Annotated in this window: 10 protein-coding genes; all 10 read left to right on the top strand. The window is 73.4% G+C overall.

Features of this window, described 5'->3' with window-relative positions; translation table 11 throughout:
• Nucleotide 1 precedes the first annotated feature (1 nt).
• From M8H82_RS11450 to M8H82_RS11405, 10 genes are read left to right on the top strand one after another with little or no spacing between them, the layout of a single operon-like run.
• Nucleotides 2-1,279: a cytochrome P450 gene (locus tag M8H82_RS11450; protein ID WP_250072844.1), complete on the top strand. Its 1,278-nt coding sequence runs from the start codon at nt 2-4 to the stop codon at nt 1,277-1,279.
• Between the two features lie 29 nt (nt 1,280-1,308).
• On the top strand, nt 1,309-2,304 hold the full coding sequence (gene mvk, locus M8H82_RS11445) for a mevalonate kinase (RefSeq protein WP_250072843.1): 996 nt from the start codon (nt 1,309-1,311) through the stop codon (nt 2,302-2,304).
• Nucleotides 2,294-3,349: a diphosphomevalonate decarboxylase gene (gene mvaD / locus M8H82_RS11440; protein ID WP_250072842.1), complete on the top strand. Its 1,056-nt coding sequence runs from the start codon at nt 2,294-2,296 to the stop codon at nt 3,347-3,349. The genes mvk and mvaD overlap by 11 nt, the downstream gene beginning before the upstream one ends.
• Nucleotides 3,346-4,419, top strand: a complete 1,074-nt coding sequence (locus M8H82_RS11435) for a phosphomevalonate kinase (protein ID WP_250072841.1) — start codon at nt 3,346-3,348, stop codon at nt 4,417-4,419. Before mvaD ends, M8H82_RS11435 begins: the two co-directional genes overlap by 4 nt.
• Nucleotides 4,416-5,489 carry a type 2 isopentenyl-diphosphate Delta-isomerase gene (fni, locus tag M8H82_RS11430; RefSeq protein WP_250072840.1) on the top strand — a complete coding sequence of 358 codons (1,074 nt, stop codon included), beginning with the start codon at nt 4,416-4,418 and terminating at the stop codon, nt 5,487-5,489. Before M8H82_RS11435 ends, fni begins: the two co-directional genes overlap by 4 nt.
• A 13-nt stretch (nt 5,490-5,502) precedes the next feature.
• A complete protein-coding gene (locus M8H82_RS11425; RefSeq protein WP_250072838.1) occupies nt 5,503-6,561 on the top strand; it encodes a hydroxymethylglutaryl-CoA reductase in 1,059 nt (352 codons plus the stop codon).
• Between the two features lie 4 nt (nt 6,562-6,565).
• Nucleotides 6,566-7,741, top strand: a complete 1,176-nt coding sequence (locus tag M8H82_RS11420; protein WP_250072837.1) for a hydroxymethylglutaryl-CoA synthase — start codon at nt 6,566-6,568, stop codon at nt 7,739-7,741.
• Between the two features lie 43 nt (nt 7,742-7,784).
• Nucleotides 7,785-8,759 carry a 3-oxoacyl-ACP synthase III family protein gene (locus tag M8H82_RS11415; RefSeq protein ID WP_250072835.1) on the top strand — a complete coding sequence of 325 codons (975 nt, stop codon included), beginning with the start codon at nt 7,785-7,787 and terminating at the stop codon, nt 8,757-8,759.
• 23 nt (nt 8,760-8,782) lie between these two features.
• Complete coding sequence (locus tag M8H82_RS11410; RefSeq protein WP_250072833.1) at nt 8,783-10,759, top strand: FAD/NAD(P)-binding domain-containing protein; 1,977 nt, start codon at nt 8,783-8,785, stop codon at nt 10,757-10,759.
• Nucleotides 10,749-12,158, top strand: a complete 1,410-nt coding sequence (locus M8H82_RS11405; protein ID WP_250072831.1) for an adenylosuccinate lyase family protein — start codon at nt 10,749-10,751, stop codon at nt 12,156-12,158. The genes M8H82_RS11410 and M8H82_RS11405 overlap by 11 nt, the downstream gene beginning before the upstream one ends.
• Nucleotides 12,159-12,181 lie beyond the last annotated feature (23 nt).

Below are 12,181 nucleotides of genomic sequence, written 5' to 3'. Positions count from 1 at the left end.
CATGACGGCGATGAATGAGCAGAGCGCTCCGGAATTCCGGTTCAGCCGGATGGAGAGCCTCCTGAGAGGCCACCGGCTGCGCCGCCTGACCGTCGACGGGGTCGACGCCGTATTCGTCAGGGACCCGGTACTGGTCCGCAGGATATTGGTGAGCGACAGCAAGAACTACGGCAAGGGCGAACTCTTCCGGAAGGCCAGGAACCTCAGCCGGGTCGGCATGCTCTCCGAGGACGAGGCCATGCACCGGCACTACCGGCGGCTGGCCCATCCCTTCCTGCGGTCGGCGAAGGTCGACGAGTACGTCCCCACGATGCGCGAGATCGTCCGTGACGTCGTCTGCGCCTGGCGTTCCGGCGAAGTCGTGGACGTGCAGGCCGAGATGTGCAGGATCACCTGCACGATCTCGGTGAGCACACTCATCCCCGGACTCGCCCCGGGGACGACGGCCGCGCTGAGCGAGCGGCTGTCCGCCCTGGCCTGGGAAATGATCAGGAAGCCGCTGTACGGGAGGCCGGCGGCCCGGGCGGCGCGGCCGGGGGCGTCCCGGCGGTTGTCCCACGCGCGCAAGGAGTTCCGGGACCTGCTCGCCTCCTGCATCGCGGACCTGCCGAACCGGCCCGAGGGCACCGGTGGTTACCTCGCGGCCCTCCTCACGGACCGCGACGACGAGGGGAAGCCGCTCCTCACCCCGGAGCAGGTGTGCGAGGAGGCGGTCATGACGATGACCGCGGCCACGGTCACCACGGCTTCCGTCATGTCCTGGGCGCTGTACGTGCTGTCCAGGAACCCCGTGGCCGAGGAGCGGCTCCTCAAGGACCTGATGCGCAGCGGCAGTTCCGCCCAGGAGCACGACGCGCCCGGCTACACCCTGCGGTTCCTGATGGAGATCCTGCGGCTTTATCCGCCGGTGTGGATCTCCTGCCGGAAGGCTCTCGCGGACGTCACGCTCGGCGACCACGCGCTGCCCGCGGGCACGAACGTCGTGTTCAGCTCGTACCTGCTGCACCGGGACCCCGAGTGCTACACCGATCCGCACCGCTTCGACCCCGACCGCTGGATCTCCCTCAACCCCGGCAGGGTCGACGCCTCCTACATCCCCTTCGGCATCGGCTCGAAGGGTTGCGTGGGGGAGATGTTCGCCTGGCAGGAACTGCAGGTCATCCTCGACGGGGTGACCCGGGAATGGAAGCTCGCCACCGAGCCCGGCAACCAGATCCGCACCGCGCCGGAGACCACGCTCCATCCCCGCCGCCTGCTCATGGTCCCCCAGCCCCGCTGACCGCGGAAACGACAAGGGAGTTGAGTGCTGTGACTCTGTCCACGTCGGCGGAGGGGGCGCCGACCGACCGCCGGGCCGGTTCCGTCGGCACCGGCCGCGCCCACGCCAAGGCCGTTCTGATCGGGGAGCACGCCGTCGTCTACGGGGCTCCGGCGCTCGCCGTTCCGGTACCGCAGCTGACGGTCACGGCCACCGCCCGGGTGACCGACGGACCGGGCGGGGTGTCCTTCACGATGACCGGCTCCCCGTCCCGGCCGATGGTCACGCAGGCCTCCGACGGGCTTCGCCGGCTGATCGCCGAGTTCATGGCGACCACGGGTGCGGACGACAGCCCGCATCTGGAGGTGACCGTCGACGGGGCCGTCCCGCACGGCCGCGGACTCGGCTCCAGCGCGGCCTGCGCCCGCGCCGTCGTCCACGCCCTCGCCGACCTCTACGACCGCGAGGTCACGGAGAACGAGACGTTCGACCTCGTCCAGACGGCCGAGAACATGGCCCACGGCCGCTCCAGCGGCGTCGACGCACGCACGGTGGGCGCCGCCGGACCGCTGCTGTTCCACAAGGGCGAGGCGCAGGAACTGAGCATCGGCTGCTACGGCCTGCTCGTCATCGCCGACAGCGGTGTCGTCGGCCGTACGAAGGACGCGGTCGAGCTGCTGCGGGAGGGATTCGCGCGGCACGCCGGAGCGCAGGAGCGGTTCGTGGACCGCGCCGCACGGCTGACCGAGGAGGCCCGCTACGCCCTCGCGGACGGCAGGCCGGAGGAGCTCGGCGCCCGGCTGACGGACTACCACGACCTGCTGCGGGCGGCCGGACTGAGCACCAACGGCATCGACGCGCTGGTGGAGGCCGCGCTCACGGCGGGGGGCCTCGGAGCCAAGATCACCGGTGGTGGCCTGGGCGGCTGCGTCCTCGCCCTGACGCGCGCGGAGCGGGCCGGGGACGTCATCCAGGAGCTGTACGCGGCGGGTGCCGTGCAGACCTGGGTCGTACCGCTGAGAGGGCCGGACGAGTATGCGCGCTGACCTCCCCACCCCCCTCGACGCGCGGGAGCGGCCCACCGCGCGACGGGCCACCGCCGTCGCGCACCCGAACATCGCGCTGATCAAGTACTGGGGCAAGCGGGACGAGCACCTGGTCCTGCCCCGCGTCGACAGCCTGTCGATGACCCTGGACGTCTTCCCCACGACCACCTCCGTCCGCCTCGCCCCCGAGGCCGGGCAGGACGTGGTGACCCTCGACGGCCGGGCCGCCGACGGCGAGGCGCTGCGCCGCGTCGTCGACTTCCTGGATCTGGTGCGGGCCCGGGCCGGGACGACGCACCGGGCCGTGGTGGACAGCGAGAACACCGTCCCCACCGGGGCCGGCCTCGCCTCGTCCGCGAGCGGGTTCGCCGCCCTCGCCGTCGCCGCGGCGGCCGCGTACGGGCTCGGCCTCGACGCCACCGCTCTGTCCCGGCTCGCCCGGCGCGGCTCCGGATCGGCCTCCCGGTCGGTCTTCGGGGGCTTCGCCCTGTGGCACGCCGGGCCGCCGGAACCCGCCACCGCGGAGGAGGCCGACCTCGGCTCCTACGCCGAACCCGTGCCCACGGGAGACCTCGACCCGGCCCTGGTGGTCGCCGTCGTCGACGCGGGCCCCAAGCCCGTCTCCAGCCGCACCGCCATGCGGCGCACCGTCGACACCTCCCCGCTCTACGAGCCGTGGGCTTCCTCCAGCAAGGCCGACCTGGCCGAGATGCGGACGGCACTGCTCGCCGGTGACATCGAGGCGGTCGGGCAGATCGCGGAACGCAACGCCCTCGGCATGCACGCCACCATGCTCGCGGCCCGTCCGGCGGTCCGCTATCTGGCGCCGGCCACCCTGACCGTCCTCGACAGCGTCCTGGAGCTGCGCCGGGACGGCGTCCCGGCCTACGCCACCATGGACGCCGGGCCCAACGTCAAGGTTTTGTGCCGCCGTGCGGACGCCGCCCGTGTCGCCGAGGCCGTGCAGGCGGCCGTCCCGGCCGGCTCGGTGCACATCGCCGGACCGGGCCCCGGCGCGCGCCTGTCGGGCGAGGGTGGCCGGTGATCGCCCGGAGCGCTCCGGGCAAGCTGTTCATCGCGGGGGAGTACGCGGTCGTCGAGCCCGGAAACCCCGCGATCCTCGTCGCGGTCGACCGGTACGTCACCGTCACGGTGACCGACCCGGCCGAGCCGGGCGTCGAGGTCACCTCCGACCTCGGCCCGGCCGGTGTGCGCCTGCGCTGGCGGGAGGGCCGGCTCGGCCCGCACGCCGGACTCGCCCATGTGCTCTCCGCCGTCGAGACCGTGGCCGGCCTGCTCGCCGAACACGGCCGCGGCGCGCCGGAGTTCGGCCTGTCCGTCGTCAGCGGCCTGCACGAGCGCGGCACCAAGTACGGCCTGGGGTCCAGCGGCGCGGTGACCGTGGCCACGGTCACCGCCGTCGCCGCGTACTGCCGGCTCACCCTGTCCGACGAGGAACGGTTCCGGCTCGCCCTGCTCGCCGGCGCCCGGCTCGACCCCAAGGGCTCCGGCGGCGACCTCGCCGCCAGCACCTGGGGCGGCTGGATCGCCTACCGGGCCCCGGACCGGGCCGCCGTACTCGATCTCGCCCGCCGCCACGGCATCCAGGCGGCGCTGCGAGCACCCTGGCCCGGATTCGGCGTACGGCCCCTGCCGCCGCCCCGAGGACTGTCCCTGGAGGTCGGCTGGACCGGAGTCCCCGCCTCGACGGCGTCCCTGGTGTCCGGGCTGCACCGGCGGCCCTGGCGCGGAACCGCCGCCCACCGGCGGTTCGTCCGTGCCACCACCGACTGCGTGCACGCGGCGGCCGACGCACTGCAGCGGGGCGACGGACCGGAGCTCATGGCCCGTGTCCGGCAGGCCCGCCGGGAGCTGGCGCTGCTGGACGACGAGGCCGCCCTCGGCGTCTTCACGCCCCGGCTGACGGCGCTGTGCGAAGCCGCCGAAGCCGTCGGCGGCGCCGCCAAGCCCTCCGGCGCGGGCGGCGGCGACTGCGGCATCGCGCTGCTGGACGCCGGCGCCCCACGGGACATCGCCCGACTGCGTGAACGGTGGGCATCGGCCGGGGTGACGCCCCTGCCCATCCGTCCCGCCGCGGAAGGAAACCAGCCATGATCGCTGAACGCAAGGACGACCATGTCCGCCTCGCTGTCGAGCAGCAGCAACAGCACAGCGGGCGCAACCAGTTCGACGAGGTCTCGTTCGTCCACCACGCCCTGGCCGGACTCGACCGGCCGGACGTCTCGCTCACCACCGCCTTCGCCGGCCTGACCTGGCCGGTGCCGCTGTACATCAACGCCATGACCGGCGGCAGCGAGCGGACCGGCGCCATCAACCGGGACCTCGGCATCGCCGCCCGCGAGACCGGCGTGCCCATCGCCTCCGGGTCCATGAGCGCCTACTTCAAGGACCCCGGCTGCGCGCGGACGTTCAGCGTGCTGCGCGAGGAGAACCCGGACGGGTTCGTCATCGCCAACGTCAACGCCACGGCCTCCGTCGACCGGGCGCGCCGGGCCGTCGACCTGCTCCGGGCCGACGCCCTGCAGATCCACCTCAACACCGTGCAGGAAACCGTGATGCCGGAAGGGGACCGCTCGTTCGCGTCCTGGGTCCCGCAGATCGAGCGGATCGCAGCCGGCGTCGACGTCCCGGTGATCGTCAAGGAGGTCGGCTTCGGGCTGAGCCGCGAGACCGTCCGCCTCCTGGACGGCCTCGGCGTCCGGATCGCCGACCTCGGCGGCCGGGGCGGCACCGACTTCGCCCGCATCGAGAACGGCCGCCGCCCACTGGGCGACTACGCCTACCTCGACGGCTGGGGACAGTCCACCGCCGCCTGCCTGCTGGACGCGCAGGACGCCCCGATCCCCGTCCTCGCCTCCGGCGGGGTGCGCCACCCCCTCGACGTGGCCCGCGCGCTGGCGCTCGGTGCGTCCGGCGTCGGCGTCTCCGGCACCTTCCTGCGCACGCTCCTCGACGACGGAGTGGCGGCACTGATCGCCCGGATCCGGACGTGGCTGGACCACCTGGCCGCCCTCCAGACCGTGCTCGGCGCCCCCACCCCCGCCGCCCTGACCCACTGCGACCTGCTGATCCACGGCGAGCTGCGCGACTTCTGCGCCGACCGGGGCATCGACACCCGGCCCCTCGCCCGCCGCTCCGGCAGCCTGACGTCCGCCACCAGATGACGGGAAACACACCATGACCGACAACGCGATCGCCGGGGTCCCGATGCGCTGGGTGGGCCCCCTGCGGATCTCGGGGAACGTGGCCACCACCGAGACCCCGGTCCCGCTCGCCACCTACGAGTCACCGCTGTGGCCCTCCGTGGGCCGGGGCGCGAAGGTCTCCATGCTCTGCGAGCGGGGCATCGTCGCCACCCTCGTCGACGAGCGCATGACCCGCTCGGTGCTCGTGGAGGCGCTGGACGCGCAGACGGCGCTCACGGCCGCGCGGACCATCGACGCCCGCATCGACGAACTGCGCGACGTGGTGCGCACCGGCAGCCGCTACGCCGAACTGATCGGCGTACGCCACGAGATCAACGCCAACCTGCTGTTCATCCGGTTCGAGTTCAGCACCGGCGACGCCTCCGGCCACAACATGGCCACGCTCGCCTCCGACGCCCTGCTCGGACACCTGCTGAAGACGATCCCGGGCATCGCCTACGGATCGATCTCCGGGAACTACTGCACCGACAAGAAGGCCACCGCGGTCAACGGCATCCTGGGCCGCGGCAAGAACGTGGTCACCGAACTGCTCGTCCCGCGCGACGTGGTCGAGGGCGTCCTGCGCACCACGGCCGCCGGGATCGTCGAGCTGAACATCCGCAAGAACCTGCTCGGCACCCTGCTCGCCGGCGGCATCCGCTCGGCCAACGCCCACTTCGCCAACATGCTGCTCGGCTTCTACCTGGCCACCGGACAGGACGCGGCCAACATCGTCGAGGGCTCCCAGGGCGTCGTCATGGCCGAGGACCGGGACGGCGACCTCTACTTCGCCTGCACCCTGCCCAACCTGATCGTGGGCTCGGTCGGCAACGGCAAGGGACTCGACTTCGTGGAGTCCAACCTCGCCCGGCTCGGCTGCCTGGCCGACCGCGCCCCCGGCGAGAACGCCCGCCGCCTCGCCGTGATCGCGGCGGCCACGGTGCTCTGCGGTGAGCTCTCCCTGCTCGCCGCCCAGACGAACCCCGGCGAACTGATGCGCGCCCACGTCCAGTTGGAGCGCGCCCACGAGACAGCGAAAGCAGGTGTCTGAGGACATGGCCGACGACCGCGCCACAGGCATCCACGATCTGTCCTTCGCGACCACCGAGTTCGTCCTCGAGCACACCGTGCTGGCCGAGCACAACGGCACCGACATCGGCAAGTACCACCACGGCATCGGCCAGCGGTCGATGAGCGTGCCCGCGGCCGACGAGGACATCGTCACCATGGCCGCGACCGCCGCCCTCCCGATCGTCGAACGCCACGGCAGCGACGGGATCCGGACCGTCATCCTGGCCACGGAATCCTCCATCGACCAGGCGAAATCCGCCGGGATCTACGTCCACACCCTGCTCGGACTGCCCTCGGCCACCCGGGTCGTCGAACTCAAGCAGGCCTGCTACGCCGCGACGGCCGCCCTCCAGTTCGCCATCGGCCTGGTGCGCCGCGACCCGGCGCAGCGGGTCCTGGTGATCGCCACGGACGTCTCCAAGTACGAGCTGGACAGCCCCGGTGAGGCCACTCAGGGCGCCGCCGCCGTGGCCATGCTGGTCGGTGCCGACCCCGCGCTGGTGCGCGTCGAGGAGCCGTCGGGGGTGTTCACCGCCGACGTCATGGACTTCTGGCGGCCGAACTACCGCGAGGCCGCCCTGGTCGACGGACAGGAATCCATCGGCGCCTACCTCCTGGCGGTGCAGGGCAGCTGGAAGGACTACACCGAGCAGGGCGGGCGCGGGCTCGACGAGTTCGCCGCGTTCTGCTACCACCAGCCGTTCACGAAGATGGCGTACAAGGCCCACCGCCAGCTCCTCAACTACTGTGGACACGGCGTCGACGAGGACCGCGTCACCCGGGACCTCGGACCGACCACCGCCTACAACAACGTCATCGGCAACAGCTACACCGCCTCGGTGTACCTGGCCCTGGCCGCCCTGCTCGACCAGGCCGACGACCTGACCGGACAGGCCATCGGCTTCCTCAGCTACGGCTCCGGCAGCGTCGCCGAGTTCTTCGCCGGCACCGCCGTCCCCGGATACCGGGACCGGCTGCGCACCGAGGCGCACCGCGCGGCGATCGACCGGCGCACCCCCGTGGACTACGCCCGCTACCGCGGCCTGCACGAGCACTCCTTCCCGGCCGACGGCGGAGACCACCGCACCCCCGCCGAGACCACCGGACCCTTCCGGCTGGCGGCCGTGCGCGACCACAAGCGGATCTACGAGACGCGCTAGCCGGCCGTGCCGTATCCAGACCGATTGAGGGGAGGACGGGCGCATGACCGAAGTCCGGGTCCTCGGTACGGGTGCTCATGTGCCGGACCGGGTTGTCTCCAATGACGAGGCCGGAGCCGGGGCGGGCGTCGACGACGCCTGGGTGGTCCGCAAGACCGCCATCCGCGAACGGCGCTGGGCCGCCCCCGGGCAGGCCACCTCGGACCTGGCCGCGGCCGCGGGGCGGGACGCGCTGCGGTCGGCCGGGATCACCGCCGACCGGCTGACGGTGATCGTTGTCGCCACCTCCACACCCGACCGGCCCCAGCCGCCCACCGCCGCCCGGGTGCAGCATCTGCTCGGCGCCGTCGACGCGGCGGCCTTCGACGTCAACGCCGTCTGCTCCGGCGAGGTGTTCGCGCTCGCCGCCGCCGAGGGCATGCTGGCCAGAAGGGGCGGACACGCCCTGGTCATCGGCGCCGACGTGTACTCGCGCATCCTCGACCCGGCCGACCGCAGGACGGTCGTGCTGTTCGGCGACGGCGCCGGGGCGATGGTGCTGGGCCCGGGCCGGGGCGCCCGCGTCCGCGCCCTCGCCACGCACACCTTCGGCGAGCTGGCGGACCTGATCGAGGTGCCGGCCGGCGGCAGTCGACTACCCCTCGACCGAGCCTCCCTGGACGCCGGACTGCACTACTTCAGGATGGACGGCCGGGCGGTGCGCGGCTTCGTCGAGGAGCGACTGCCGCTGCTGACCAAGCAGTTCCTGCACGAGAGCGGGGTCGGTCCCGACGACATCGGCCACTTCGTCCCGCACCAGGCCAACGGCGTTCTCCTCGACACCCTCTTCGCCTCCCTGGCCCTGCCCAGGGCCACCATGCACCGCACCCTGACGCACTACGGCAACACCGGAGCCGCCTCCATCCCCATCACCCTCGCGGAAGCCGCCCGCGCCGGGGCCTTGCGCACCGGCGACCTGATCCTCCTGGCCGGTTTCGGCGGAGGCATGGCCGCGGGGTTCGCGCTGGTCGAGTGGTGAAGACACCGGTGGAAGCAGGAACCATGACAGCGACACACTGCACGGTGGGCCTGATCGGCAGCGGCCCGAGGGGCCTGTCGGTGATCGAGCGGCTCTGCGCCAACGCCCGCTCGGGGCCCGAGGGCGGCACGGTCCACGTCCATGTCGTCGACCCCTACCCGCCGGGCGCCGGGAAGGTGTGGCGCACCGACCAGTCACGCCATCTGCTCATGAACACCGTGGCCGGACAGATATCGGTGTTCACCGACGCCTCCGTGGACCTGCGCGGCCCGCTGGAACCCGGCCCCAGCCTCCACGAGTGGGCCGAGGCACTCCTCGCCGGCCGCCTCCGCCACGACTGCCCGCCCCACGTCCTGGACGAGGCACGGCAGTTGGGGCCGGACACCTATCCCACCCGCGCCTTCTACGGCCGGTACCTGCGCTGGGCGTACCGGCACATTCTCGAAGGCGCGCCCCCGGGCCTGCGCGTCACCGCGCACACCGCCCTCGCGGTCTCCCTCGACGACGACCCGGAAGCCGAGGACCCCACCCTCCAGCGGATCGTCCTCGACGACGGAACCGTCCTCGCGGGCCTGCACGCCGTGATCCTCTGCCAGGGCCACCTGCCCGCCCGGCCCGGCACCGCCGAGCGGGAGTTCGGCGCCCGCTCGCGGCGGGCGGGACTGATCCACATCGCCCCCGCCAACCCGGCCGACGTCGACCTCGGCGTGCTGTCCCCGGGCACCAGGGTGCTGCTGCGCGGACTCGGGTTGAACTTCTTCGACCACATGGCCGAGCTCACCGTCGGCCGCGGGGGCGTCTTCTCCCGCGCCGAGGGACGGCTCGTGTACCACCCCGGCGGCAGGGAGCCGCACCTGTACGCCGGGTCCCGGCGCGGGATCCCGTACCAGGCGCGGGGCGACAACGAGAAGGGCCCGCACGGCCGGCACGAGCCGCTGCTGCTCACCGCCGACCGGGTGGCGGAGCTGCGCCGCACCCACGCCCGCTCCGGGCTCGACTTCCGGACGGATCTGTGGCCCCTGATCTCCCGCGAGGTCGAGGCCGTCTACTACCGCACCCTGCTCACCTCACGCGGGCACAGCGCCAGGGCGCGCCAGCTCCAGGACGACTTCCTGGCGGCCGGACCGGGGGAGCGGGAGAAGGACGGCGTGCTGTCGGCGTACGGCATCAGCGAGAAGTACCGCTGGGACTGGGAACTGCTCGCCCGGCCGTACCGGGACCGGCGGTTCACCGGCCGCCGGGACTTCACCGACTGGCTTCTGGACCACCTGCGCCAGGACGTCGCCGAAGCCAGGTGCGGCAATGTCAGCGGTCCCCTCAAGGCCGCCCTCGACGTCCTGCGCGACCTGCGCAACGAGGTCCGGCTCGCCGTCGACCACGGGGGACTGCACGGCGAGTCGTACCGCGCCGACCTGGACGCCTGGTACACCCCGCTCAACGCGTTCCTCTCCATCGGACCGCCCGCCCGGCGCGTCGAGGAGATGATCGCCCTGATCGAGGCCGGCGTGCTGCACGTGATCGGGCCGGGCCTGCGGGTGGCCGTCGACGGCAGCGGGTACACCGCGTACTCCCCGCTCGTGCCCGGCTCCGAGGTCCGGGCGGACGCCCTGGTCGAGGCACGCCTGCCCGACATCACCCTGCGCCGCACCGGCGACCGGCTGCTGCGCCATCTGCTCGCCACCGGACAGTGCGCCGCCTACCGCATCCGCACCCGCTCCGGCGGCGCGTACGAGAGCGACGGACTCGCCGTCACCGGGCGGCCGTTCCGCCTGATCGACGCGGCGGGACGGGTCCACCCGCGGCGCTTCGCGTTCGGCGTGCCCACGGAGTCGGTGCACTGGGTGACGGCCGCGGGCATCCGGCCCGGCGTCAACTCGGTCACCCTCACCGATTCCGACGCCATCGCCCGGGCGGCCCTCGCCTGCGCCGACCGGACGGACCCGGCACCCGGCGGCGGACAGCACGCCCCCACCGACCAAGGACTCACCCATGCTCATTGACACCGGTCCCCCCTACGACGCCGGTCTGCTGTCCCCGGTCTGGGCGGGCACCCCCGTCGTGGCCGCGCTGCACGACGGGGCGTGGCTCCAGGCCATGCTGGACGCCGAGGCGGCCCTGAGCCGGGCGCAGGCCCGCCTCGGCACGGTGCCCGTGGCCGCCGCACAGGTCATCACGCAGGCCGCCAGGGCCGACCGGCTCGACCTGGCCGCCCTGGCCCGGCAGGCACGCGAGTCCGCCAACCCCGTGGTGGCGCTGGTACGGGAGTTCACCGCGCTGGTCGCGGACCGGGACCCGGAGGCGGCCCGGTACGTGCACCGGGGCTCGACCAGCCAGGACATCCTCGACACCGCGACCGTCCTGGTGGTCGGCCGGGCCGTGCGGCTGATCCGCGCCGACCTCGAACACGTCGAGCAGGCGCTGGCCGCCCTCGCCAGGGAGCACCGGGACACCCTGATCGCGGGCCGCACCCTGGCCCTGCACGCGGTGCCCACGACCTTCGGGCTCAAGGCGGCGGGCTGGCGCCATCTCGTCCTGGACGCGGTCCACAAGCTCGACGCGCTCAGCGCCGACGTCCAGCTCGGGGGCGCCGCAGGAACCCTGGCCGGATACCTCGCCCACGCGCCCGGAGCCGACCCCGCCGGCTACGTGCGGGACCTGACGGACGCGTTCGCCGCCGAACTCGGCCTGTCCGCCCCCCTGCTGCCCTGGCATGTGCTGCGCACGCCCGTCGTGGACACGGCCACGGCCGCCGCCTTCGTGTGCGGAGCCCTCGGCAAGATCGCCGTCGATGTGCTGTCGCTGACCCGGACCGAAGTGGGGGAGGTGCACGAGCCGTCGCCCAGCGGCCGGGGCGCGTCCTCGGCGATGCCGCACAAACGCAACCCCGTGCTCGCCGCGGCCGTCCGGTCCGCCGCGCTGCAGGCGCCCCAGCTCGCCGCGACCGTACTGGGCTGTCTGCCCGGCGAGGACGAACGGTCCGCCGGTGCCTGGCACGCCGAATGGGAGCCTCTGCGGGCCCTGTTGCGGCTGGCCGGGGGCGCGGCGCACCAGACGGTGGAGCTCGTCTCCCACCTGTCCGTCGATCCGGAGCGGATGCGCGCCAACACCGGTATGACGGGGGGCGGCATGGTCTCCGAGCGGATCGCCGCCGTACTCGCCCCGCTCCTCGGCAAGGCCCAGGCCCGCGATCTGCTGAACGAGGCGGCGGCCCGCTCGGCGAGCACCGGCGAGCCGTTGGCGGAGGTGCTGCGGCAGGACGGCAGGGCGTCGGCCGCTCTCGCCGACGCCCTGCCGTCCGACCTGTTCGACCCGGCGGCCTACACCGGCGCCGCGGGCCCGCTCGTCGACCGCGCCCTGTCCCGGTCACTGCCCGTGACGGGCCGGCCGTGGAAGGACTAGCCGCCCCGCGGCCGGGCCGGTTC

Source organism: Streptomyces sp. YS415, from assembly GCF_023544665.1.
Classification (GTDB): Bacteria; Actinomycetota; Actinomycetes; order Streptomycetales; family Streptomycetaceae; genus Streptomyces.
This window is presented reverse-complemented; position numbering and strand designations above follow the sequence as displayed.